Origin of the sequence: Burkholderia mayonis (assembly GCF_001523745.2) — a bacterium.
Classification (GTDB): Bacteria; Pseudomonadota; Gammaproteobacteria; order Burkholderiales; family Burkholderiaceae; genus Burkholderia; species Burkholderia mayonis.
Genome location: NZ_CP013386.1, coordinates 3,723,516 through 3,747,541, shown reverse-complemented (window position 1 = coordinate 3,747,541; position 24,026 = coordinate 3,723,516). Strand labels below are relative to the sequence as shown.

At 67.1% G+C, this 24,026-nt stretch carries 23 protein-coding genes; 9 read left to right on the top strand and 14 right to left on the bottom strand.

The window, feature by feature from the left end; genetic code table 11:
- Positions 1 to 88: 88 nt before the first annotated feature.
- From mreD to WS70_RS18120, 3 genes are all read right to left on the bottom strand, one after another.
- Complete coding sequence (gene mreD, locus WS70_RS18130; RefSeq protein ID WP_059596306.1) at positions 89 to 601, bottom strand: rod shape-determining protein MreD; 513 nt, start codon at positions 599 to 601, stop codon at positions 89 to 91.
- Complete coding sequence (gene mreC / locus WS70_RS18125) at positions 598 to 1,665, bottom strand: rod shape-determining protein MreC (protein ID WP_059471478.1); 1,068 nt, start codon at positions 1,663 to 1,665, stop codon at positions 598 to 600. Before mreC ends, mreD begins: the two co-directional genes overlap by 4 nt.
- A gap of 119 nt (positions 1,666 to 1,784) precedes the next feature.
- Complete coding sequence (locus WS70_RS18120; protein WP_004189550.1) at positions 1,785 to 2,828, bottom strand: rod shape-determining protein; 1,044 nt, start codon at positions 2,826 to 2,828, stop codon at positions 1,785 to 1,787.
- Positions 2,829 to 3,192: 364 nt separating this feature from the next.
- Here WS70_RS18120 and gatC point away from each other — a divergent pair, with 364 nt between their 5' ends.
- From gatC to WS70_RS18095, 5 genes are all read left to right on the top strand, one after another.
- Positions 3,193 to 3,492, top strand: coding sequence for an Asp-tRNA(Asn)/Glu-tRNA(Gln) amidotransferase subunit GatC (gene gatC, locus WS70_RS18115; RefSeq protein ID WP_059471479.1), 300 nt, complete (start codon positions 3,193 to 3,195; stop codon positions 3,490 to 3,492).
- A gap of 115 nt (positions 3,493 to 3,607) precedes the next feature.
- Positions 3,608 to 5,098: an Asp-tRNA(Asn)/Glu-tRNA(Gln) amidotransferase subunit GatA gene (gatA, locus tag WS70_RS18110; protein ID WP_059596305.1), complete on the top strand. Its 1,491-nt coding sequence runs from the start codon at positions 3,608 to 3,610 to the stop codon at positions 5,096 to 5,098.
- A 2-nt stretch (positions 5,099 to 5,100) separates the two neighbouring features.
- The gene (gene gatB, locus WS70_RS18105) at positions 5,101 to 6,588 is read left to right on the top strand and encodes an Asp-tRNA(Asn)/Glu-tRNA(Gln) amidotransferase subunit GatB (protein WP_059471481.1); all 1,488 of its coding nucleotides are present in this window, start codon (positions 5,101 to 5,103) and stop codon (positions 6,586 to 6,588) included.
- 127 nt (positions 6,589 to 6,715) lie between these two features.
- Positions 6,716 to 7,555 (top strand): PPK2 family polyphosphate kinase, encoded by an 840-nt coding sequence (locus tag WS70_RS18100; RefSeq protein WP_059596304.1) that lies wholly within the window; start codon positions 6,716 to 6,718, stop codon positions 7,553 to 7,555.
- Between the two features lie 29 nt (positions 7,556 to 7,584).
- A complete protein-coding gene (locus WS70_RS18095; protein ID WP_010100857.1) occupies positions 7,585 to 8,355 on the top strand; it encodes an exodeoxyribonuclease III in 771 nt (256 codons plus the stop codon).
- A gap of 226 nt (positions 8,356 to 8,581) precedes the next feature.
- On the opposite strand, the gene WS70_RS18085 is transcribed toward WS70_RS18095, so the two are convergent.
- Entirely contained in the window at positions 8,582 to 9,646 is a 1,065-nt protein-coding gene (locus WS70_RS18085) for an NAD(P)-dependent alcohol dehydrogenase (protein ID WP_059471483.1), read from the bottom strand.
- Between the two features lie 221 nt (positions 9,647 to 9,867).
- Here WS70_RS18085 and WS70_RS18080 point away from each other — a divergent pair, with 221 nt between their 5' ends.
- Complete coding sequence (locus WS70_RS18080; protein ID WP_059471484.1) at positions 9,868 to 10,812, top strand: AraC family transcriptional regulator; 945 nt, start codon at positions 9,868 to 9,870, stop codon at positions 10,810 to 10,812.
- Between the two features lie 103 nt (positions 10,813 to 10,915).
- Here WS70_RS18080 and WS70_RS18075 read toward each other — a convergent pair whose 3' ends face one another.
- The 7 genes from WS70_RS18075 to argB form a co-directional block, all read right to left on the bottom strand.
- Positions 10,916 to 11,980 (bottom strand): M48 family metallopeptidase, encoded by a 1,065-nt coding sequence (locus WS70_RS18075; RefSeq protein ID WP_059471485.1) that lies wholly within the window; start codon positions 11,978 to 11,980, stop codon positions 10,916 to 10,918.
- Positions 11,970 to 13,283 (bottom strand): AmpG family muropeptide MFS transporter, encoded by a 1,314-nt coding sequence (locus WS70_RS18070; protein WP_059596303.1) that lies wholly within the window; start codon positions 13,281 to 13,283, stop codon positions 11,970 to 11,972. Before WS70_RS18070 ends, WS70_RS18075 begins: the two co-directional genes overlap by 11 nt.
- Before the next feature lie 9 nt (positions 13,284 to 13,292).
- Entirely contained in the window at positions 13,293 to 13,907 is a 615-nt protein-coding gene (gene metW, locus WS70_RS18065) for a methionine biosynthesis protein MetW (RefSeq protein ID WP_059596302.1), read from the bottom strand.
- Positions 13,904 to 15,049 carry a homoserine O-succinyltransferase MetX gene (gene metX, locus WS70_RS18060; RefSeq protein WP_059596301.1) on the bottom strand — a complete coding sequence of 382 codons (1,146 nt, stop codon included), beginning with the start codon at positions 15,047 to 15,049 and terminating at the stop codon, positions 13,904 to 13,906. The genes metW and metX overlap by 4 nt, the downstream gene beginning before the upstream one ends.
- A gap of 804 nt (positions 15,050 to 15,853) precedes the next feature.
- Complete coding sequence (gene slmA, locus WS70_RS18055) at positions 15,854 to 16,546, bottom strand: nucleoid occlusion factor SlmA (protein ID WP_059596300.1); 693 nt, start codon at positions 16,544 to 16,546, stop codon at positions 15,854 to 15,856.
- Entirely contained in the window at positions 16,513 to 17,316 is an 804-nt protein-coding gene (locus tag WS70_RS18050; protein WP_059471490.1) for a pyrimidine 5'-nucleotidase, read from the bottom strand. The genes slmA and WS70_RS18050 overlap by 34 nt, the downstream gene beginning before the upstream one ends.
- Positions 17,313 to 18,212, bottom strand: a complete 900-nt coding sequence (argB, locus tag WS70_RS18045) for an acetylglutamate kinase (RefSeq protein WP_059471491.1) — start codon at positions 18,210 to 18,212, stop codon at positions 17,313 to 17,315. Before argB ends, WS70_RS18050 begins: the two co-directional genes overlap by 4 nt.
- Before the next feature lie 325 nt (positions 18,213 to 18,537).
- On the opposite strand from argB, the gene WS70_RS18035 reads away from it, so the two are divergent.
- The 3 genes from WS70_RS18035 to WS70_RS18025 are packed head-to-tail and all read left to right on the top strand — an operon-like array spanning position 18,538 to position 20,640.
- Complete coding sequence (locus tag WS70_RS18035; protein ID WP_059471492.1) at positions 18,538 to 18,780, top strand: cysteine-rich CWC family protein; 243 nt, start codon at positions 18,538 to 18,540, stop codon at positions 18,778 to 18,780.
- A gap of 17 nt (positions 18,781 to 18,797) precedes the next feature.
- Positions 18,798 to 20,078, top strand: a complete 1,281-nt coding sequence (locus WS70_RS18030) for an ATP-binding protein (RefSeq protein WP_059471493.1) — start codon at positions 18,798 to 18,800, stop codon at positions 20,076 to 20,078.
- Between the two features lie 19 nt (positions 20,079 to 20,097).
- Complete coding sequence (locus WS70_RS18025; protein ID WP_010100880.1) at positions 20,098 to 20,640, top strand: response regulator transcription factor; 543 nt, start codon at positions 20,098 to 20,100, stop codon at positions 20,638 to 20,640.
- A gap of 185 nt (positions 20,641 to 20,825) precedes the next feature.
- Here the strand turns inward: WS70_RS18025 and hslU are convergent, their stop codons facing one another.
- The 3 genes from hslU to dksA all read right to left on the bottom strand — a co-directional run bounded on the left by hslU (position 20,826) and on the right by dksA (position 23,367).
- Positions 20,826 to 22,169, bottom strand: a complete 1,344-nt coding sequence (hslU, locus tag WS70_RS18020; RefSeq protein ID WP_059471494.1) for an ATP-dependent protease ATPase subunit HslU — start codon at positions 22,167 to 22,169, stop codon at positions 20,826 to 20,828.
- 10 nt (positions 22,170 to 22,179) lie between these two features.
- Entirely contained in the window at positions 22,180 to 22,716 is a 537-nt protein-coding gene (gene hslV / locus WS70_RS18015; protein WP_059471495.1) for an ATP-dependent protease subunit HslV, read from the bottom strand.
- A 234-nt stretch (positions 22,717 to 22,950) separates the two neighbouring features.
- A complete protein-coding gene (gene dksA / locus WS70_RS18005; RefSeq protein WP_059471496.1) occupies positions 22,951 to 23,367 on the bottom strand; it encodes an RNA polymerase-binding protein DksA in 417 nt (138 codons plus the stop codon).
- Positions 23,368 to 24,026 lie beyond the last annotated feature (659 nt).

Sequence of the window (24,026 nt, the reverse complement as noted above, 5' to 3'; positions counted from 1 at the left end):
GCCGGCGCGCTGCGGCCGCAAAACGCTAGCGGCGGGCGGGCGGGCGGTCGGCGGGCGTTCAACGTGGAAATCCTGGCGGCGCGGCGCGTCAGATCGGCCGCGTGTCGTCCGGGTCGACCGGACGGCGCTGCGGCATTAGCAGCAGATGGCTCGCGATCGGCCACAGCGCCGCCTCGACGAAACCGTCGACGAGATAGCTCCAGCCGGGAAACGCGGCGCCCATCAGCAGCCGGATCACGAACGGCACGAGCTGCGCGAGCACGAGAAGCGGCGCGACGTAGAAAATTTGCACGCCGAGCGGCAGCCACAGCACGCGCCGGTGGATCGTGATCGCGCCGTACGCGAGCAGCGTGTACGCGAGCGCGTGCTCGCCGAGGAGGCCCGCGTCGTGGACGTCCATCAGGATGCCGAGCATGAACGCGACGCCCATCCCGACCTTGCGCGGCTGGTGGATGTTCCAGAACAGCACGACGAGCGCAACGAAATCGGGCACGCCGGGGATCCGCCCCCACGGCATCAGGTTCAGCAGGAACGCGGCCGCGAGGCTGAAGACGATGAAGTACGGATTGACCGGCTGCAGGATGTACTGAGGGCGGTTCATCGCTGCGCTCCTTGCGACGGCGCGGCCGCGGGTTTGAGCGGGGCGGCGGGCTGCGCCGCGCCGGCCGGGCGGTTCTGGGCGGGCGAGGGCGGTTGCGCGGCGGGCTTCGCACCCTTGTCGGCGCTCTTGTCCGCCGCCTTCGCGTTTTTGTCCGCGCCCTTCGCCGCCTTCTTGCCCTTCGCCGACTTCGCGTCGCTCGCGGCGTCGTCGGTCGCGGGCCGCGGCGGGACGTCGGTGCGGTAGTGCAGCACGAGCATCTCGCGCGCGCCGCGCACCGCGGCGACCGGTGCGCAGACGACGTGCGCGAACGCGGTGTCGGCGAGCTTGTCGACGCGTACGACCTTCGCGACCGGCAGCCCCGGCGGATAGACGCCGTCGAGGCCGCTCGTCACGAGCTCGTCGCCGACGAGCAGGTCGGCGCTCGTCGGCACGAAGCGCAGATCGAGCGCGTCGCCCTTCGGCGTGCCGTAGATCACGCTGCGCAACCCGGTGCGCAGCACCTGGACCGGAATCGCGAGGTCGCGATCGGTGACGAGCGTGACTTCCGACTGCAGCGGGAACACGCGCGTGACCTGGCCGATCACGCCGTCCTCGTTGACGACGGGCGCGCCGTCCTGGATGCCCGCCTGCGCGCCGTGGCCGATGATGATCTTTTGCGAGAACGGGTCGCCGGTGTCGTACTGGATCTCGACGGGCGTCGCCTGCGCGGCGATCTGCTGGCGCAGCTCGAGCACCGCGCGCAGGTGCGCATTGTCGGCAGCGAGCTGGCCTGCCTGGTTCGCCTGCAGCGACAGCGTCAGGTTGCGGTCGCGCAATTGCTGGTTTTCGTGCCGCAGCGACGCGCTCGACGTCGCGAGCTCGGTCGCGCCGACGAACAGGTCGCGCGGCACGAGCGCCGCGCGCTGCAGCGGATAGAGCACGGTGCCGAGGACGCCGCGGACGATTTCGAGTGTGTTGAAGCGCGCGTCCGAGATGAGGAGCGCGATCGCCAGGACGACGAAGAAGGTCAGCCGCGCGAGCGCGGACGGACCTTGTTTGAAGAGGGGCGGCGGACTGTATTCCATGGTCGGCGCCGGGCGCGTGATCGATTTAGATGTTGCTCAGACGCGCGAACGGCGCGGCGGTTCGTTCTAAACGAGCGAGCCGGCCACGCCGCGCGAGCGACATACGGATACCTAGACGATCACTCGTACGAGAAGATGCTGCCGAGCTTGTCCATCCGTTCGAGCGCCATCCCGGAGCCGCGTACGACGCAGGTGAGCGGATCCTCGGCGACGAGCACGGGCAGGCCGGTTTCCTCGGCGAGCAGGCGATCGAGGTCGCGCAGCAGCGCGCCGCCGCCCGTCAGCATCATCCCGCGTTCGGCGATGTCGGCGCCGAGTTCGGGCGGCGTCTGTTCGAGCGCGATCTTCACCGACGACACGATCTGGTTCAGCGGATCGGTGAGCGCCTCGAGGATTTCGTTGCTCGAGATCGTGAAGCTGCGCGGAATGCCTTCCGACAGGTTGCGGCCCTTGACTTCCATTTCCTTGACTTCCGAGCCCGGGAACGCGGAGCCGATTTCCTTCTTGATCGCCTCGGCGGTTTGCTCGCCGATCAGCATCCCATAGTTGCGGCGGATGTAGTTGACGATCGCTTCGTCGAACTTGTCGCCGCCGACGCGCACCGAGCCCTTGTAGACGATGCCGCCGAGCGAGATCACGCCGACCTCGGTCGTGCCGCCGCCGATGTCGACGACCATCGAGCCCGTGGCTTCCGACACCGGCAGGCCCGCGCCGATCGCAGCGGCCATCGGCTCCTCGATCAGGTAGACCTGCGACGCGCCCGCGCCGTGGGCCGCTTCCTTGATCGCGCGGCGCTCGACCTGGGTCGAGCCGCACGGCACGCAGATGATGATGCGCGGCGACGGCGAGAACATCCGCGATTCGTGCGCAGTCTTGATGAACTGCTTGATCATCTGCTCGGTGACCGTGAAGTCGGCGATCACGCCGTCTTTCATCGGACGGATCGCCTCGATGTTGCCGGGCACCTTGCCGAGCATCTGCTTCGCTTCCTTGCCGACCGCTTGAATCGTTTTCTTGCCGTTCGGGCCGCCTTCCTGGCGGATCGACACGACGGACGGCTCGTCGAGCACGATGCCCTTGCCGCGCATGTAGATCAGGGTGTTTGCGGTGCCGAGATCGATCGCGAGATCGTTGGAGAAATAGCTGCGCAAAAAGCCGAACATTCAGAATCCTGTTTCGCTCTGGGGCCGGCCCCATGCGAACATGACGCGAAGGGCGGCAGCGGAAAAAATAACAGCCTCGGATCGGGCGGGAGCGGCCGCTCGGAAGCGCGAAGCTGCGAGTGAAATCTTCCGGGACCGGCGCGAAGCCCGCGCGGCTTCGTCAAAGCGGCGGCGGCGCGGCAAAGGCAGTCCGGGTCTGGGTCGAACGCGTAATGATACCTTATAATTTCGCAGTATTTGAATCGAAACGGGCGGTATTTTCGCCGCTTCGTCCCCGATTTTTGAGGGTTCGATCGAGTCCTCCAACCCCCTGACGCAACGCAAGTTTCACGCTGCGCCAAGCCCTTGTTTTTCCGGTGACCGCATGGCTTTGACCCTGACCGATGTGAAACGCATCGCGCACCTGGCGCGGCTCGAAATGGCCGACGCCGACGCCGAGCATACGCTTACCCAGCTCAACGAATTCTTCAGCCTCGTCGAGCAGATGCAGGCCGTCGATACGACGGGCGTCGCGCCGCTCGCGCACCCGATCGAGCAGATCCAGGCCGTCGCGCAGCGGCTGCGCGACGACGCCGTCACGGAACACGTGAGCCGCGACGAGAATCAGCGCCCGGCCCCGGCTGTCCAGGACGGCCTCTACCTCGTGCCGAAGGTGATCGAGTAAGCGCCCGATTCGGGCCGCGGCCCCAGCAGCCGGCCTCGCCGGCCCGTTTCGTCAGCTTGTTCGCCCGGGCGCGCGCCGTTGCCGCGCGCGCCGAAGAATCCAGGAAACCCACGCAATGCACGCAAAAAGCCTGACCGAACTGCGCGCCGCGCTCGATGCCAAGGAATGCTCGGCCGTCGAGCTTGCGCAGCACTATTTGAAACGGATCGACGCCGCGCGCGATCTGAACGCGTTCGTCCACGTCGACGCGGATCTCACGCTCGCGCAGGCGAAGGCGGCCGACGCCGCGCTCGCGCAAGGCGCCGCCGGCCCGCTCGCCGGCCTGCCGATCGCCCACAAGGACGTATTCGTCACGCGCGGCTGGCGCTCGACCGCCGGCTCGAAGATGCTCGCGAACTACACGAGCCCGTTCGACGCGACCGTCGTCGCGCGCCTCGCGAAGGCGGGCATGGTCACGCTCGGCAAGACCAACATGGACGAGTTCGCGATGGGCTCGTCGAACGAGAACTCCGCGTTCGGCCCGGTGAAGAACCCTTGGGACACGAACGCGGTGCCGGGCGGCAGCTCGGGCGGCAGCTCGGCTGCGGTCGCCGCGCGCCTCGCGCCCGCCGCGACCGGCACCGACACCGGCGGCTCGATCCGCCAGCCGGCGTCGTTCGCCGGCGTGACGGGCATCAAGCCGACGTACGGCCGCGTGTCGCGCTACGGGATGATCGCGTTCGCGTCGTCGCTCGACCAGGGCGGCCCGATCGCGCGGAGCGCCGCCGACTGCGCGCTCCTGCTGAACGCGATGGCGGGCTTCGACGAGCGCGACTCGACGAGCCTCGAGCGCGCCGATGAGGACTATACGCGCCACCTCGGCAAGACGTGGTCGGCCGACGCCGACGCGGGCAAGCCGCTCGCCGGCCTGCGCATCGGCTTGCCGAGCGAATACTTCGGCGCGGGTCTCGCCGACGACGTGCGCGCCGCGATCGACGCCGCGCTCAAGCAGTACGAAGCGCTCGGCGCGACGCTCGTGCCGGTGTCGCTGCCGAAGACCGAGCTGTCGATCCCCGTTTATTACGTGATCGCACCGGCGGAAGCGTCGTCGAACCTGTCGCGTTTCGACGGCGTGCGCTACGGCCACCGCGCGGCCGAGTACCGCGATCTGCTCGACATGTACAAGAAGTCGCGCGCCGAGGGCTTCGGGCCGGAAGTGAAGCGCCGGATTCTCGTCGGCACGTACGTGCTGTCGCACGGCTATTACGATGCGTATTACCTGCAGGCGCAGAAGATCCGCCGGATCATCGCGCAGGATTTCCAGGAGGCGTTCAAGCAGTGCGACGTGATCATGGGTCCGGCGTCGCCGACCGTCGCGTGGGACCTCGGCGCGAAGGGCGACGATCCCGTCCAGATGTACCTCGCGGACATCTACACGCTGTCGGTGAGCCTCGCCGGCCTGCCCGGCATGAGCGTGCCGTGCGGCTTCGGCGCGGGCGCGAATGCAAAGCGCCCGGTCGGTCTGCAGATCATCGGCAACTATTTCGACGAAGCCAGGATGCTGCAGGTCGCCGACGCGTTCCAGCGCGCGACCGACTGGCACGAACAGAAACCGGCAGGAGTGTGAGCATGACCCAGTGGGAAGTCGTTATCGGCCTCGAGACGCACGCGCAGCTGTCGACCGTCTCGAAGATTTTCTCGGGCGCGTCGACGCAGTTCGGCGCGGAACCGAACACGCAGGCCTGCCCGGTCGATCTCGCGCTGCCGGGCGTGCTGCCGGTACTGAACCGCGGCGCGGTCGAGCGGGCGATCCGCTTCGGCCTCGCGATCGGCGCGACGGTGGCGTCACGCAGCGTCTTCGCGCGCAAGAATTATTTCTATCCGGATCTGCCGAAGGGCTATCAGATCAGCCAGTACGAGATCCCCGTCGTGCAGGGCGGCCAGATCACGATCCAGGTGCCCGCCAATGAGAAGGCCGGCAAGGAAGCGTATTCGAAGACGGTCAACCTGACGCGCGCGCACCTCGAGGAGGATGCCGGCAAGTCGCTGCACGAGGACTTCGCGGGGATGACGGGCATCGACCTGAACCGCGCGGGCACGCCGCTCCTCGAGATCGTCACCGAGCCGGAAATGCGCAGCGCGGCCGAGGCGGTCGCGTACGCGAAGGCGCTGCACGGCCTCGTCATGTGGCTCGGCATCTGCGACGGCAACATGCAGGAAGGCTCGTTCCGCTGCGACGCGAACGTGTCGGTGCGTCCGGTCGGCCAGGAGAAGTTCGGCACGCGCGCCGAGATCAAGAACCTGAACTCGTTCCGCTTCCTCGAGGAAGCAATCAACTACGAGGTGCGTCGCCAGATCGAGCTGATCGAGGACGGCGGCGAAGTCGTGCAGGAAACGCGTCTGTACGATCCGGACAAGCGCGAGACGCGCTCGATGCGCAGCAAGGAAGACGCGCACGACTACCGCTACTTCCCCGATCCGGACCTGATGCCGCTCGTGATCGGCGCGGATTGGATCGCGCGCGTGAAGGGCGGGATGCCCGAGTTGCCGGCCGCGATGCAGCAGCGCTTCGTCGAGCAGTACGGCGTGTCCGCGTACGACGCCGGCGTGCTGACGTCGAGCAAGGCGATGGCCGAGTATTTCGAGGCAGTGGTCGCGAAGGTCGGCGCGGCAACCGCCGACGGCGCGAACGCGAAGATCGCGGCGAACTGGCTGATGGGCGACGTATCGTCGCAGCTCAACCGCGACGGCATCGACATCGACGCGTGCCCGGTGTCCGCGGCGCAGCTCGCGCTCGTGCTGCAGCGCATCGCCGACGGCACGATCTCGAACAAGATCGCGAAGGAAATCTTCGTGACGATCTGGGACGAGAAGGCGGCCGACGAAGGCGCAGCCGACCGAATCATCGAAGCGAAGGGCCTGAAGCAGATCTCCGACACGGGCGCGCTCGAAGCGATCATCGACGAGGTGCTCGCCGCGAACGCGAAGTCGGTCGAGGAGTTCCGCGCGGGCAAGGAAAAGGCGTTCAACGCGCTCGTCGGCCAAGCGATGAAGGCGACGAAGGGCAAGGCGAACCCGCAGCAGGTCAACGAGCTCTTGAAGAAGAAGCTCGGCTGAGCGGCCGCCGCCGGATTGAAACCGTACCGATGCAAGCGGGCCGCCGCCGAACCGGCGTTCGGGGCGGCCCGCTCGCATTTCGCGAGGCGCAAGGGCCGCGCTTCGTGCAACACGACAGGAGGTGTCGATGGCCAAGCAACCGTCGCTCGACGACTACCGCGTGCCGTATCACACGCGCGAAAAAGAAGCCGCCGCGTTCGCGCTCGATGCGTTCGAACCGGCCGCGAAGCCGTTTTCCGGTGGAACGAAGGAAACCGACCGCGAGCGGCTGTCCGCCGTCGCGTTGCAGCTCGACACGCTGCAGGAGCGTCTGCACACGCAGCAGCACAAGCGGATGCTGCTCGTGCTGCAAGGGATGGACACGAGCGGCAAGGACGGCACGATGCGGGCGGTGTTCCACGAAGTCGACCCGCTCGGGCTGCGCATCGTATCGTTCAAGGCGCCGACGCCCGTCGAGCTCGCGCACGACTTCCTCTGGCGCGTGCATGCGCAGGCGCCTGCCGCGGGCGAGCTGACGATCTTCAACCGCAGCCATTACGAGGATGTGCTCGTGCCCCGCGTGACGGGCGCGATCGACAAGGCCGAGTGCGAGCGGCGCTACAAGCAGATCCGCCAGTTCGAGGAGATGCTTGCCGAATCCGGCACGCGGGTCGTCAAGTGCTTCCTGCATATCTCGAAGGACGAGCAGCGCGCGCGGCTGCAGGCGCGCATCGACGATCCGAACAAGCACTGGAAGTTCGATATTTCGGACCTCGAAGCGCGCAAGCACTGGGATGCGTATCAGGCCGCGTATCGCGACGCGCTCGCCGCGACGTCCGCCGAGCATGCGCCGTGGTACGTGATCCCGGCCGATTCGAAGACGCATCGCAACGTGATGATCGCCGAGCTGCTGCTGCGCGAGCTGACCGCGATGAAGCTCGAATTTCCTCCCGCGAAGCCCGAGCTTGCGGGCATCAAGATCCAATAAACCGCAACGAATTCACTGGACGGAACATCATGCTGCGTGTCATCACCGCGAATCTGAACGGCATCCGCTCGGCCGCGAAGAAAGGCTTTTTCGACTGGCTCGGCGAGCAGAACGCCGACTGCGTCTGCGTGCAGGAAATCAAGGTGTCGGCGGACGATCTGCCCGCCGAGTTCGTCGAGCCGCACGGCTTCAGGAGCTACTTCCACCATGCCGAGAAGAAGGGCTACAGCGGCGCGGGCCTTTACCTGCGCCGCGAGCCGGACGACGTGATCATCGGCTATGGCAGCAGTGAATTCGATTCGGAAGGCCGCTATGTCGAGGCGCGCTTCGGCAAGCTGTCGGTCGTGTCGGTGTACGTGCCGTCCGGATCGAGCGGCGACGAGCGCCAGCAGGCGAAGTACCGCTTCATGGACGAATTCATGCCGCATCTCGCCGAGCTGAAGGCGAAGCGCGAGGTGATCCTGTGCGGCGACGTGAACATCGTTCACAAGGAAATCGACATCAAGAACTGGAAGAGCAACCAGAAGAACTCCGGTTGCCTGCCGGAAGAGCGCGCGTGGCTCACGAAGCTGTTCGACGACGTGGGCTACGTCGACGTGTTCCGCACGCTCGATGCGCGTCCCGAGCAGTACACGTGGTGGAGCAATCGCGGCCAGGCGTATGCGAAGAACGTCGGGTGGCGGATCGATTACCAGATCGCGACGCCGGGCATTGCCGGCACCGCGAAGCGCACGTCGATCTTCCGCGACATCAAGTTCAGCGACCACGCGCCGCTCACGGTCGACTACGACTACAAGTAACGCGACGCGTCGCGGCGAATGCGCGGCAGCTCCGCATGGGCCGGCCGGGCGGCCGCCGCGATTCGCGACGACGAAAAAACGGGTCGCGTTTGCGGCCCGTTTCCGTTGCGCGGCTTGCTTGCGTCGCGGCGCGTACGGGCACGGGCACGGCGTTGCGATCTGTGCGCAAAACGCACGGCGATCGCTCGGCGCGTCGACGCGAGCACGCCGAGCACACCGTCGCCCGCTAAGCCGAGCGCTTCGACGCAATCGACCCGATGTCGATCACGAAGCGGTACTTGACGTCGCTCTTCAGCATCCGCTCGTAGGCTGCGTTGATCTGGGCCATCGGAATCACTTCGATGTCCGACGTGATTCCGTGCTGTGCGCAGAAATCGAGCATCTCCTGCGTCTCGGCGATCCCGCCGATCAGCGAGCCCGCGAGGCGGCGGCGCTTGCGGATCAGGTTGAACACCTTCGGCGACGGATGGTCGTGCTCCGGTGCGCCGACGAGCGTCATCGTGCCGTCGCGCATCAGCAGGTCGAGGAACGGATTCAGATCGTGCTGCGCGGCGACCGTGTTCAGGATGAAGTCGAAGCTGTTCAGATGCGCGTGCATCTGCGCTTCGTCCTTCGAGATCACGACCTCGTGCGCGCCGAGCCGCTTGCCGTCGTCGATCTTCGACGGCGACATCGTGAACAGCACGACGTGCGCGCCCATCGCGCGCGCGAGCTTCACGCCCATGTGGCCCAAGCCGCCCAGGCCGACGATGCCGACTTTCTTGCCGGGTCCCGCGCCCCACTGGCGCAGCGGCGAATACGTCGTGATGCCCGCGCAGAGGAGCGGCGCCGCGCCCGCGGGATCGAGCGTGTCGGGCACGCGCAGCACGAACGCCTCGTCGACGACGATTTGCGTCGAGTAGCCGCCGAGCGTGACGTCGCCCGTCGCGCGATCGCGGCCGTTGTAGGTGCCGACGGAACCGTTCTCGCAAAACTGCTCGAGCCCTTCCGCACAGCTCGGGCACGCGCGGCACGAATCGACGAGACAGCCGACGCCGACCAGCTCGCCCGCGTTGAAGCGCGTGACTTGCGGACCGACGGCCGTCACGCGGCCGACGATCTCATGCCCCGGCACGACCGGGTAAACCGTGTTCTTCCATTCGTTGCGGGCCTGGTGGAGATCGGAGTGGCAGACGCCGCAGTAGAGGATCTCGATCTGCACGTCGAGATCGCGCAGCGCGCGGCGCTGGAATTCGAACGGCGCAAGCGGCGTCGTGGCGCTCGCTGCCGCGTAAGCGTAAGTCGTGCTCATGAGGGCTCCTGACTCGAAAAAGACGTGTGCCGTGCGCGGCCCGCGGAATGCAGCGGTGCAGCGGCACGGGAGCACATCGTAAGCACGCGGGTAGACACGAGGAATACCTGAAGATCTTGAATCTTTGCCTATTTCTCTTGAATTTCGAGCTGGGTGCGGAAAAAGGACTTTTCCGGTGCTAGATTGCAAGCCTGATTCTCTTGCAGTCCGAAGGACGTCCGATGAGCTTCGAGCCCTTTTCCCCTGATGGCGGCGCGCATCTGCAGCGTCGCATCATTACGCTGTTCGATCAGCTCGCGCCGAACGAAGGCTATACGTACGCGGATCTCGACGGCGTGCGCTTCATCCGCGCGAACCGGCGGGTGCCGCGGATGCCGGTGCTGTACGAGCCGAGCATCGTCGTCGTGTGCCAGGGGCGCAAGCGAGGCTATCTCGGCGAGCGGGCCTTCGTCTACGACGCGCAGCAGTATCTCGTGCTGTCGGTGCCGTTGCCGTTCGAATGTGAGACCTTTGCGACGCGGGAAGAGCCGTTTCTCGCCATTTCGATCCGTATCGATCTCGCGGTGATCGCCGAGCTCGCGATCCTGCTGGACGAGACGCACGGCGCGTCGGTCAGCGAGCCGCGCGGCATCTATTCGACGCCGCTCGACGCACCGCTCGCCGACGCGGTGCTGCGCCTGCTCGAAGCGCTCGCGTCGCCTGCCGACACGCGTGTGCTTGGGCCGGCGATCATGCGCGAGATCGGCTATCGTGTGCTGACGGGCGCGCAAGGCAACGCGATCCGCGCGGCGCTCGCGCAGCAGCATCACTTCGGGCGCGTGGCGAAGGCGCTGCGGCGAATCCACGCGGACTTGAGCAGCGAGCTCGATGTCGAGATGCTCGCGAGCGAAGCGGGGATGAGCCTCGCCGTGTTCCACGCGCAGTTCAAGAGCGTGACGGCGACGTCGCCGATGCAGTACGTGAAGGCGACGCGACTGCATCACGCGCGGCTGATGATGGTGCAGGACGGACTGAGCGCGGGCGCGGCGGCGGCGCGCGTCGGCTACGCGAGCGCGTCGCAGTTCAGCCGCGAGTTCAAGCGCCTGTTCGGGCGCAGCCCGAGCGACGAAGTGCGCTGGGTGCAAGCGGGCGGCCGGCAGCCGCTCGAGCTCGATACGGCGGAGTGACGGGCGAAGCGAACGCGCGAGCGAATGTCGCGACCGGTTGGCCGGAGCGGGCCGATCACGCGAGCCGCAGGTTCGACGCGGCGCGCCGTCGACACGCCGGTGTTCAGCGATTCGCCGCGGCGGCGCCGTGCTGCTTCGCGCCGGCTGCGGCGCCCGCCCCCGCGACGTTCGCACGCGCATCGGCGTTCTTGTCGAGCGCCTTCTTGTAGAGCGGCATCAGGTCGGCGAGGCGCTTGCGCAGATCGTTGCGGCGCCGCGTGTCGTATGGATGCGCGTAGATGAATCCGTTGTCCTTGTCGGCGCGGGTCGCGACCGCGAGCTTGTCCCACAGCGTGATCGCCGCGCGCGGATCGAAGCCCGCGCGCGAGGCGATGTCGCCGCCGATCACGTCGGCTTCGGTTTCGTCGGTCGGGCCGTAGCGGACCGACGCGAAGCGCTCGACGACGCCAAGCGGCGCGGGCAGCGGGTCCGACAGTCCGAAGAGCGGCGGCAGCGGGGTCGCGCCGGTGCCGAGCGACGCGGCCTGCTGCTCGCCGAGGCTCGAGCGCGCGTGCTCGCGCAGCGCGTGCGCGATCTCGTGCGCGAACAGCACGCCGAGTTCGTCGTCGGTGAGACGCAGCCGGTCGAGGAGCCCGCTGTCGACGAGCACCTTGCCGCCCGGCAGGCAGAAGGCGCGAATCGAGCGCGAGCGCAGCACCTCGATTTCCCAGTTCCAGCCCTTCACGCGGTCGCTCCACTTGACCGCATACGGTGCGAGCCGGGTGACGATCGCGCGCAGCCGCTTCACGCGCGGGTTGTTCGGCGGCAGGAGGCGGTCGCGCTGCGCGGCATCCTGCACGGTCTGCCGGTATTCGTTGTCGGTCAGCTGCTCGAGGAGCGGCGACGGAATCAGGCTGCGGAACACGATCGCGTTGCCGTAGCGCACCTGCTGGTCGCCGAGCCCGTACGACCGGGCATTGCCGGCTGCGGGCGCTGCGGCCGGAGCAGCTGCCGGGGCTGCGGGCGGTGCGCTCGGCGTCGGCGGCGCGGAGGACGGCGTGCCGTTTTCGGCGACGAGCATCGGCTCGGCCATGCACAGCTCGAGCCCGCCCGCCGGACCCGCGACACCGAGCGCGACGCCGCCCACGAACGTGAGCGCGGCGCGGGCGGTGCGCAGCTTAGCCCGCACGGGCGGCCTCGTTGCCAGTCGTGCTGCCGTTCCACGGCGCGATCTTCAGCAACAGCAACATGCCGGGAATGCCGAGCGCCGCGCAGACGAGGAAGTAGTCGAACCAGCCGATCTGCGACACGATGAAGCCGCTCGACGCCGACGCGAGCGTGCGCGGCACCGACGCGAGGCTCGTGAAGAGCGCGAACTGCGTCGCGGTGTAGCGCGGGTCGGTCGTGCTCGCGATGTACGCGGTGAACGCGGCGAGCGTGAGGCCTGTCGAGAACGTCTCGAAGCCGTAGATGGCCGCCATCAGCACGGGATCCGGGCCCGCCTTCGCGAGCCACGCGAAGCCGAGCGTCGACACGATCTGCAGGACGCCGAAGATCCAGAGCCCGCGCGCGATCCCGATCTTCACGAGCCACACGCCGCCGATGATGCCGCCCGCGAGGCTTGCCCAGAACGCGGTCGTCTTCGCGATCACACCGATCTGCGTCTTGTTGAAGCCGAGGTCGAGGAAGAACGAGGTCGACAGCGTCGTCGCCATCGTGTCGCCGACCTTGTAGAGGAAGATGAAGCCGAGCACGAGCAGGGCGCCGCGCCAGCCGTCGCGGCCGATGAACTCGCGAAACGGCAAGACCACTGCTTCCGTCAGGCTCCTCGGCGGCGCGCCGTGCACTTCCGGCTCGCGCACGACGAACGTCATCACGATGCCGGGCAGCATAAACGCGGCGGTGAGCGCGAACACGACGTCCCACGGCAGATGATCGGACAGGATCAGCGACAGCGAGCCGGGAATCAGCGCGGCGATCTTGTAGGCATTCACGTGCACCGCGTTGCCGAGGCCCTGCTCCGTGTCGCGCAGCAGTTCGCGGCGGTACGCGTCGATCACGATGTCGGCGCTCGCGCCGAAGAACGCGACGAGCGTCGTCAAGGCGGCGACCGTCCAGATCGATTCGCGCGGCGACACGAAGCCGAGCGCCGCGATCGCGCACGCGACCAGCAACTGCGTGACGACCATCCAGCCGCGCCGCCGACCGGGCCGCCAGCCTGGCAGGCGCGGGATGAAGCGGTCCATCAGCGGCGCCCACAGGAACTTCCATGTGTAGGGGAACTGAATCAGCGCGAAGAGGCCGATTTCCTTCAGGTTCACGCCTTCCGAGCGCAGCCAGGCTTGCACGAGGTAGACGAGCGTGAAGAGCGGCAGTCCCGACGTGAAGCCGAGAAAGACGCAAATCAGCATGTGCGTGTTCAGATAGGCGCGCCAGCCCGGGTGGTCCTCGTGGGCGTTGAGGGCGGGCGCGTCGTGAGGCGGTTTGGTCATCGAACGATACTAGGGTTGTCTCCGCTTGACGCGGTAGACCGCAAGACTACCACGCCAGTTCACTCCCCATCGAATCGGTTGTCCTTCGTGCAGTACCGCGCGATCGAGGATCTCGACGCCGACTTCCGGCGCGAGCGCTTCGAAATCCTTGATGGTCAGCACCCGCACGTTCGGCGTGTTGTGCCACTGATAAGGCAGCGATTTCGACACCGGCATGCGCCCATGCAGCACCGACAGCCGGTGCGCCCAATAGCCGAAGTTCGGGAACGACACGATGCATTCGCGGCCGACGCGCGCCGTCTCGCGCAGGATCGCGGCCGTCTGGTGAATCGTCTGCAGCGTCTGCGACAGGATTGCGAAATCGAAGCTGTGGTCTTCGAAAAGACGCAGACCGTCCTCGAGGTTTTGCTGGATCACGTTGATGCCGTTCTTCACGCTCGCGAGCACGCCGGCATCGTTGATCTCCACGCCGTAGCCGGACACTTCGAGCTCTTCGGTCAACAGCGACAGCAGCGACCCGTCGCCGCAGCCGAGATCGAGCACCGTCGAGCGCGGCTCGACCCAGCGCGCGATCGCGCGAAAGTCCGCGCGCGCGGACAGCATGTTCAGCACTTGTTGATTCATGCGCCCACCTCCTCGGCAATCCGTTCGTAATAGGCGCGCACCAGGTTGTGATAGCGCGCGTCGTCGAGCAGGAACGCGTCGTGCCCGTGCGGCGCATCGATCTCCCCGTACGACACCGAGCGCCGGTTGTCGAGCAGCGCCTTCACGATCTCGCGCGAGCGCACGGGCGCGAAGCGCCAGTCGGTCGCGAAGCTCACGACGAGGTACTTCGCCGTCGTGTGTGCGAGCGCCGCCGTCAGGTTGCCGCCGAACGCCTTTGCAGGATCGAAGTAGTCGAGCGCGCGCGTGATGAGCAGGTAGGTGTTCGCATCGAAGTAGTCGGCGAATTTGTCGCCCTGGTAGCGCAGGTACGACTCGACTTCGAATTCGACGTCGAAGTTGAAGTTGTACGCGTCGAGCGCGCCGTCCGCGCGGCGCAGCGCGCGCCCGAATTTCTCGGCCATGTCGTCGTCGGACAAATACGTGATGTGGCCGATCATCCGCGCGACGCGCAGGCCACGCCGCGGCTTCACGCCGTGCGCGTAATAGTCGCCGCCGTGGAAATCCGGGTCCGACAGGATCGCCGAGCGCGCGACCTCGTTGAACGCGATGTTCTGCGCGGACAGCTTTGGCGTCGACGCGATGTCGATGCAGTGCGCGACGCGCTCCGGATACAGCAGGCTCCACGCGAGCGCCTGCATTCCGCCGAGGCTGCCGCCCATCACCGCGGCGAAGCGCTCGATGCCGAACGCGTCGGCGACGCGCGCCTGCGCGTGCACCCAGTCCTCGACCGTCACGACCGGAAAGCGCGCGCCGTACGGCGCGCCTGTCGCGGGATCGATGCTCATCGGTCCGGTCGAGCCGAAACACGAGCCGAGATTGTTCACGCCGATCACGAAGAAGCGGTTCGTATCGAGCGGCTTGCCCGGTCCGACCATGTTGTCCCACCAGCCGGTGCTGCGCGGATCGTCCGCATGGACGCCCGCGACGTGGTGCGACGCGTTGAGCGCGTGGCAGACGAGCACCGCGTTCGAGCGCGCAGCGTTGAGCTCGCCGTAGGTCTCGACGACGAGCTGATAGCTGCCGAGCACGCTGCCGCTTTGCAGGCGCAGCGGTTCGGCGAAATGCATGGTTTGTGGAGCGACGATGCCGATCGATTCCATTCGTTCCGCCTTATGACTGGGCGGCTAAATGGGGTTGTCGGGCGTGCGCGGGAAGCGGGGAGCCGGCTGACGACCTCTTTAGCCGCATTTGTAGTGAACCGCCGGGACGCAGCCCCGGCCAGTTCGCGCGCCCGCAATCGAGTCAGCAAATCGGCGCGCTTCCCGAGCGTCACCGAAAGGCGGCGACGACAGTCGGGCAAGTATAACGGAAAAACTTCAGTGTCGCGGCGATGCGCGGACGCGGCCCATGGTCGGGGCGGGCGTGATCGAGGCGCGGGCGGTGGACGGCGATCGGGCTGCTGGGAGTCGGCGGCGGGGATGAGGCACGGTCGAAGCGGCGCGTTGACGCATGTGCGGCCAGCGATCCGGCGCATAACGGGAAAACTTCGGCATCGCGGATGCGGCGATGCGCGGACGCGGCCTATGGTCGGGGCGGGCGTGATCGAGGCGCGGGCGGCGGACGGCGATCGGGCTGCAAGACGCGGGGGGCGGCGTGAGGCGCCATTGCGGCGACGCATCGAAACATGTGCCACCGGCGATCCGGCGCGATGATGCGGGCCGGCGTTGCATGTGGCGTGGCGGCTGATGGGGTGAATCGGGCGCGGGAACGGGGCGGCGTATCGCGGAGCAAGATCACGATGCGGGGAGCCGACGAGTCGGGAACCGGGGCGGGCGTGCGAATCGTGGATCGAGAGTCGAGAGTCGAGAGTCGAGAGCCGAGAGCCGAGAGCCGAGAGCCAAGAGCCAAGAGCCAAGAGCTGCGCGGCCCTCGCGCCGGCGCCCTTCGGGGCGCGCCGCGCCCCGTCACTGCAAGATCAGCCGCAACTGCGCGTCGGCATGCTCGCCGGGCGCTTTCGTGAAGCCGCTCTTCGCGTAGCGGTGCCAGCGGCCGAGCACGTAGCTGACGACGAGGCTCGCGCGCAGCGCCGGATCGTAGTCGTCCGGCAGCGGCACGGCAGGCGGGGCGCCGGCGCCGTCGGCGCGGGCGTTGGCCTCGAGGAGCGCGACGCGCAGGCATTGCTTGATCGACGCCTCGATCCGCTCGAGCACCTGATTGACTCGCTCGGCGAGGCGCTCGTGCTCGCCGACGAGCGCCTCGCCCGTCAGCACGCGCGTCATGCCGGGATTCTTCGCGGAGAAATTGAGCAGCATCAGCGCGATCGAGCGCGCCTGCAGCACGCCGTTCGGCTCGTTCGATGCGATCTGGTTGACGAGCCCGAAGAACGTTCCCTCGATGAATTCGATGAGTCCTTCGAACATCTGCGCCTTGCTCGCGAAATGCCGGTAAAGCGCGGCCTCCGATACGTCGAGGCGCGCGGCGAGCGCCGCGGTCGTGATTTTCTCGCTTTTCGGCGATTCGAGCATCGACGCGAGCGTCCGCAGGATGTGCACGCGGCGCTCGCCCGGTTTCGGGCGCGCGCGGGCGCGGGAAGCGGCGTTGCGTTCGTCGTCCGCCGCTGCGTTTACTGCCGGATCCTGCGGGTGAGTCGGCTGCATTTTCGTCGCCCCGATCGAGTGCCCAATCGCAGCGATTTTAGCGAACCAATGCGACGATCGACATAGTGCGGCCGTCCGTAGCTTGGCAGATGACGGGGCAGGTGCCCCGTGATCCAGACGGTGCGGATGCCGAGCCGCTTGTAGCGCTTCAGGTGGCCGCGCGTGTCCTCGACGAGGATCGTGTCCGAAAGACGCGCGTGCGCGGCGCGCATCGCCCGGCGCAGCATCGTCGCGTCGGGCTTCGCGCGCCACGCGTGGCGGTCGCGCATGTGCTCGATCGCGATTACTCGTTCGAACAGGCGCTCGATCTTCAGCTCGCGCAGCACGGCGCGCGCGTACGCTTCGGGCGCGTTCGTCAGCACGATCTTGCGGCCGGGCAGCGCGGCGACAAGCCGCGCGAGCCCGCGCTCGGCGCGCACCATCGACGGCAAGTCGGCGAACGTGTGGACGACTTTCAGGAAATCGTGCGGATCAATCGGATGATGGCGTGCGAGGCCGAGGAGCGCCGCGCCGTAGCGGCGCGTGTAGTGGGTGCGCAGGTGATCGGCTTGCGCGCGCTCGACTTTCAGCATATCGACGATGTACTGCGTCATCGCCTGATTGATCGCCGGGAAGATCGCGTGCGACGCGTGGTGCAGCGTGTTGTCGAGGTCGAAGAGCCAGACGGGGCCGCCCGCGTGCGGGCGGGGGCGCCGCGCGCGCCGGCGTTCGGGCGTCTGCTCGCCCGCCGGCGGCGAGGCCGCGCGAGGCGGCGGACGGCGTGTGCTCAATGCGAGCGGATCATCGTGCCGAACGGCTGCTCGGTCAGAATCTCGAGCAGCACCGAGTGCTCGATCCGGCCGTCGACGATGTGCACCGACTTCACGCCGCTCTTCGCTGCGTCGAGCGCCGACGAGATCTTCGGCAGCATGCCGCCCGAGATCGTGCCGTCTTCGAACAGCGCGTCGATTTCGCGCGCGGATAGATCGGTCAGCAGGTTGCCTTCCTTGTCCATCACGCCGGGAATGTTCGTCATCATCACGAGCTTCTCGGCGTTCAGCACGGTCGCGAGCTTGCCGGCGACGAGGTCCGCATTGATGTTGTACGAGAGGCCGTCTTCGCCGAAGCCGATCGGCGAGATCACCGGGATGAACGCGTCGTCCTGCAGCGCCCTCACGACAGCCGGGTTGATCGTCTCGACCTCGCCGACCTGGCCGATGTCGACATACTGGCCCGGGTTGTCGCGATCCGGCATCATCAGCTTGCGCGCGTGGATGAGGCCGCCGTCCTTGCCCGTCAGGCCGACTGCGTGGCCGCCGAAGTGGTTGATCAGCGTGACGATGTCCTGCTGCACCTCGCCGCCCAGCACCCATTCGACGACTTCCATCGTTTCTTCGTCGGTGACGCGCATCCCCTGGATGAACGTGCCCTGCTTGCCGATCTTCTTGAGCGCCTGGTCGATCTGCGGGCCGCCGCCGTGCACGATCACCGGATTGATGCCGACGAGCTTCAGCAGGATCACGTCGCGCGCGAAGCCTTGCTTGAGCCGTTCTTCCGTCATCGCGTTGCCGCCGTATTTGATGACCACGGTCTTGCCGTGGTAGCGGCGAATGTAAGGCAGCGCCTCCGCGAGGACTTCGGCTTTCAGTACGGGGGAGATCTGCGAGAGGTCGATCGGCTCGGACATGGCGGCGGCTCTGGTGCGAAACGGGTTGAAACAGGCCGAATTGTACAGGAGTGGCGCGGCGCAGCATGGGGTTTTTGGCCGTTTGGCCGATGTGGAAAGCGCGCGCGGCAACCCCGGGTCGCCGACCGAAAAGTGGGGTTTTCCTGCGCAATCCGCATGCAATTTCCGCGTACGGCGCTTATGCTAGGGGCGTAGTGCTCGGCTGCGGCCGCGAGGCGGTTGCCGAGCGGTCGCGTCGAGGTCGCGGGGCGGCTGTCCCGGCAGGCGCCGATGCTCGCCCTTTCGTCCTTTATTGCCCATTCCGGCTCGACCCGGCCAATCCGCGATGACCGTGCCCGCCGCTTCGTCCGGCCTGATCAGCAAGCGCTGCCCGCGCTGCGGCAGCGCATTCGACTGCGGCGCCCGCACGCGTCCGTTCACCTGCTGGTGCGCGGCGATGCCGAGCCTGCCGCCGGGCGCGCAGCCCGCGACGGGCGCGCGCTGCCTGTGTCCGGAGTGTCTCGCCGACGAGATCGCCCGGCGCGTCGCCGCAAGCGAAGGGGGCGACCGCCCGGCGCGCGAGGACTAAGAAGGTAAACTGCGCGGATGCAACGAATCACCACCACCGGACGCGTCAACCTGAGCCATCTGTTCTGGTTGCGCAATCTCGCGATCATCGGCCAACTCGTCACGATCGCCGTCGTACAGGCCTATTTCGGCGTCCATCTGCCGTTGCCCGCGATGCTGATGGTGATCGCGCTCGAAATCGTCTTCAACGCGCTCACGTGGGTGCGCGTGCTGCGCGCGCGGCCCGAGACCAACTTCGAGCTGCTCGGCCAGCTGTGGGTCGACCTGGGCGCGCTGTCGGCGCTTCTCTTCCTGTCCGGCGGGACGACGAACCCGTTCGTGTCGCTTTATCTGCCGTCGCTCGCGATCGCGGCCGCAGTGCTGCCGTGGCACCTGATGATTTGGCTCGCGGCGTTCGCGGTCGCCTGCTATCTCGCGCTCGGCTTCGATTCGGTGCCGCTCAACCTGGATAATCCGGCGAATCTGTTCGATTATTTCCGTGCGGGAATGTGGGTGAACTTCATGGTGAGCGTCGGGCTCATCGCGTGGTTCGTCGCGCGGATGTCGAGCGCGCTGCGCCAGCGCGACGCGGCGCTCGGCGAGGCGCAGCAGGCCCTCCTGCGCGACGAGCGCGCGGTCGCGCTCGGCGTGCAGGCGGCCACGGTCGCGCACGAGATGGGCACGCCGCTGTCGACGATCGCGATGCTGACCGAGGAATTGCGCGAGGCCGCTCGCACGGACGCGGGGCTTGCGCGCTACGATGCCGACCTGAAGGTGCTCGAGGAGCAGATGTCGCAGTGCACGTCGGCGCTCGCGCGCCTCAGAAGCCGCGCGTCGGAGCGGCCGAGCCGGCAGCCGGCCGCCGAATGGCTCGACACGTTCGTCGAGCACTGGCGGCTGCGCCATCCGCACGTGCTGTTCGAGCGGCGGGGGCCGCAGCCCGTGGGCGTCGCGCTCGACGACACGGTCGCGGTCGGCCAGATCCTGACCATCTTGCTCGACAATGCCGCGCGCGCGAGCCGCGATCGCGTTACGCTGATGGCAACGATCGCGCACGACGGCGCGCGCGACGAGATCGAGTTCGAAGTATGCGACAACGGACCGGGCATCCCGGCTGCGTTGCGCGACGCGCTCGGCGCGGCGCCGGTCGACAGCACGCAGGGCGGCCATGGGGTTGGCCTGTATCTGGCGTTCAGCGCGGCGGCGCGCTTGGACGGCTCGATCGAGCTTGCCGCCGCGCAGCCGCGGGGCACGCGGGCGATCCTGCGGCTGCCGGTTGCGCGCCAGGTCGCGGCCGAGATGGCGAACGGAAACGGATAGACAAGACGGAGTGATGCAAATGAGCGACAAGAATTTCCTCGTGATCGACGACAACGAAGTGTTTGCCGGCACGCTGGCGCGCGGGCTCGAGCGCCGCGGCTACGTGGTGCGGCAGGCGCACAACAAGGACGAGGCGCTCAAGCTCGCGGGCGCCGAGAAATTCCAGTTCATCACCGTCGACCTGCACCTCGGCGACGACTCGGGCCTGAGCCTCATCGCGCCGCTGTGCGATCTGCAGCCCGATGCGCGGATCCTCGTGCTGACGGGCTACGCGAGCATCGCGACCGCGGTGCAGGCGGTGAAGGACGGCGCGGACAACTATCTCGCGAAGCCGGCGAACGTCGAGTCGATCCTCGCCGCGCTGCAGACGAACGCGAGCGAAGTGCAGGCCGAAGAGGCGCTCGAGAATCCGGTCGTGCTGTCGGTCGACCGGCTCGAATGGGAGCACATCCAGCGCGTGCTCGCGGAGAACAACAACAACATCTCGGCGACCGCGCGCGCGCTCAACATGCACCGCCGCACGCTGCAGCGCAAGCTCGCGAAGAAGCCGGTGCGGCAGTAAGCGGGCGACGCGCGGCGGGCGCACGGCGTGTCGCGGCGACGGCCGGCGACCGGCAGCAACCGCCGCGCCATCGACACCGCGCCCGTACCGCCTTGTGCGCGTCGCGCCGCGCCGAAACGAAAAAACGGGCAGCCCGCAAGGGACTGCCCGTTTTTTTCATTCAGCAGCGGCGAAATCGCTTCGCGTTACAGCACGTAGCGCGACAGATCCTCGTCCTTCGACACCTCGCCGAGCGCACGGTCGACGTACGCCGCGTCGATCGTCACGCTCTGGCCGGCATGGTTGCCCGCCGCGAACGACACTTCCTCGAGCAGCTTCTCGATCACAGTGTAGAGACGCCGCGCGCCGATGTTCTCGGTCTTCTCGTTGACCGAGTACGCGATCTCGGCGAGCCGGCGGATGCCGTCGTCGGCGAACTCGAGCTGCACGTCCTCGGTCGCGAGGAGCGCCTGATACTGCTTGACGAGGCTCGCGTCGGTCGCGATGAGAATCGCTTCGAAGTCCTTCACCGACAGCGAATCGAGCTCGACGCGGATCGGAAAGCGCCCTTGCAGCTCGGGGATCAGGTCGCTCGGCTTCGCGAGATGGAACGCGCCGCTCGCGATGAACAGGATGTGATCGGTCTTCACCATCCCGTACTTCGTGTTGATCGTCGTACCCTCGACGAGCGGCAGCAGATCGCGCTGAACGCCCTGCCGCGACACCTCGCCGCCGCCGCCTTCGTGGTTGCGCGACGTGATCTTGTCGATCTCGTCGAGGAACACGATGCCGTTCTGCTCGACGTTCTGCACGGCCTTCGTCTTCACTTCCTCTTCGTTCAGCATCTTCGCCGCTTCCTCGTCGGTGAGCAGCTTCAGCGCTTCCTTGATCTTCAGCTTGCGGCGTGTCTTCTTGCCGCCGCCCAGGTTCGAGAACATCGAGCGGATCTGCTCGGTCATCTCTTCCATGCCCGGCGGCGCCATGATGTCCATGCCGACCGTCGGCTGCTCGATGTCGAGCTCGACGTCCTTGTCGTCGAGCTGGCCTTCGCGCAGGCGCTTGCGGAACGTCTGGCGGGTCGCGTTGTTGTCGTCGTTCGCGTGCTCGGCGCTCGCGCCGAAGCCGACCGCGCGCGGCTGCGGCAGCAGGATGTCGAGGATGCGGTCCTCGGCCTGGTCGGTCGCCTTGCTGCGCACCTTGCGCATTTCCGCTTCGCGCGTCTGCTTGACCGAGGTCTCCATCAGGTCGCGCACGATGCTGTCGACGTCGCGGCCGACGTAACCGACTTCGGTGAACTTGGTCGCTTCGATCTTGATGAACGGCGCATCGGCGAGCTTCGCGAGGCGGCGCGCGATTTCGGTCTTGCCGACGCCCGTCGGCCCGATCATCAGGATGTTCTTCGGCGTGATTTCCGTGCGCAGCGGATCGGCAACCTGCTGGCGGCGCCAGCGGTTGCGCAGCGCGACCGCGACGGCCCGCTTCGCCTTGTCCTGGCCGATGATGTGCTTGTCGAGTTCCGAGACGATCTCGGCAGGGGTCATGGTGCTCATTGCTTCGTCCTTACTCGATGGTCTCGATGATCCGGTTGTGATTCGTGTAGATGCACATGTCGCCCGCGATCTCGAGCGCCTTCTCCACGATGTCGCGCGGGGACAGATCGGTGTTCTCCGCGAGCGCGCGCGCGGCGGCCTGTGCGTACGCGCCGCCCGAGCCGATCGCGCAGATCCCGCCTTCCGGGTCGAGCACGTCGCCGTTGCCGGTGATGACGAGCGTCGTGCTCGCATCGGCCGTGATCAGCATCGCTTCGAGACGGCGCAGCATCCGGTCCGTGCGCCAGTCCTTCGCGAGCTCGACGGCGGCGCGCGTCAGGTTGCCCTGGTGCTTTTCGAGCTTCGCCTCGAAGCGGTCGAGGAGCGAGAACGCGTCGGCCGTGCCGCCCGCGAAGCCGACGAGCACCTGGTTGTTATAGATGCGGCGCACTTTGCGCGCACCGCCCTTCATCACGATGTTGCCGAGCGTGACCTGGCCGTCGCCGCCGAGCGCGACCTTGTCGCCGCGCCGCACGGAGACGATCGTCGTGCCGTGAAATTGCTCCATCTGTATTCCTCGAGAAAGACGGGGGATGCGGGGCGCGCGGAAGCCGCGGCCTGGCGGCTGGCTCAACGCGCATTGTCTTCATTTTAGGGCGGGCGCCGCGATATCAAGAGCGGCGTGCGACGGGCATCGCCGCGAGGAGAAAGGGCGCGACGGCGGGAAAAACAAAAGCGCGCGGCAGGCCGCGCGCTTTGTGCAAAGCGTGTCGGGCGCGGAAGGCGGGCCGCGCCGGGAAGGTCAGTCGCCGAACAGCTTCTGACGCAGCTCGCGGCGCTCTTGCGCTTCGAGCGACAGCGTGGCCGTCGGACGTGCGAGCAGACGCGGGATGCCGATCGGCTCGCCCGTCTCTTCGCACCAACCGTAATCGCCCGAATCGATGCGGGCGAGCGACTGCTGGACCTTCTTGAGAAGCTTCCGTTCGCGGTCGCGCGTGCGCAGTTCGAGCGCGTGCTCTTCCTCGATCGTCGCGCGATCGGCGGGGTCCGGCACGATCACCGTTTCGCGCAGATTCTCGGTCGTCTGGCCCGCATTGCGGAGAATTTCCGCCTGCAATTGTTCGAGCCGATTTTTGAAGAAGGCGAGCTGATCCTCATTCATGTAATCCTTGTCGCTCATCTTCAGGATTTCGGCTTCGGTCAAGAGTTTCTTCGTCATCTGCTTGCTTCTTCAATGTGCGGCGAATCCATGGATATTGCCCGCACTTTGGGATTACCCGCAACAGCCCTTGCAATTGTTTGCTATTCGCTGCGGCGGGGCCGAAAGCCTCCGGATACCGGACCCATCTCGTTCAGTACTCCCTTGGGCGGACCGGATTGCGCGTGACCGGCGGGCGGCCATCCCCGGCGCACCACCGCGCCGCCCAGGCTCCGCGCAAGGATCGGGCCTGCCGTCGCCCTTCTCCAGCGGGCAGGTATTGTAACTGAATCGCAAGCCCTCGCCGTATCGGGTCGATCCCCTGCCGATCAAGCGGTATCCTGAAAATATAACCCGCAAATCAGGAAAAAGCGATGACGTCCGCATGTCGGTCCGCAGCCGGCGCGGCAGCCTTCCCGGCATGCGCGCGGCAGCGGCCGACGGCTTGCCCGTGGCCGACGCGCGGACGTTCCGCTTGCGGCTGCGGTGACGCGTGGGCTTTGCGGTCGGCCAAGTCGATCTGCGTTGCTGCGATTCGCCCGTCAAAGGTCTTGCGGTCCTGCGGCTTGCGGCGCGCGGTCCGGCGGCCGCGCGCTATCGAGATCGGCGACGGCGGCGAAGCCGCGCCGACTTCGCGCGCCCGGCTCGCTCGGTCCGTTCGAATCGTCCCGCGCAGGCCG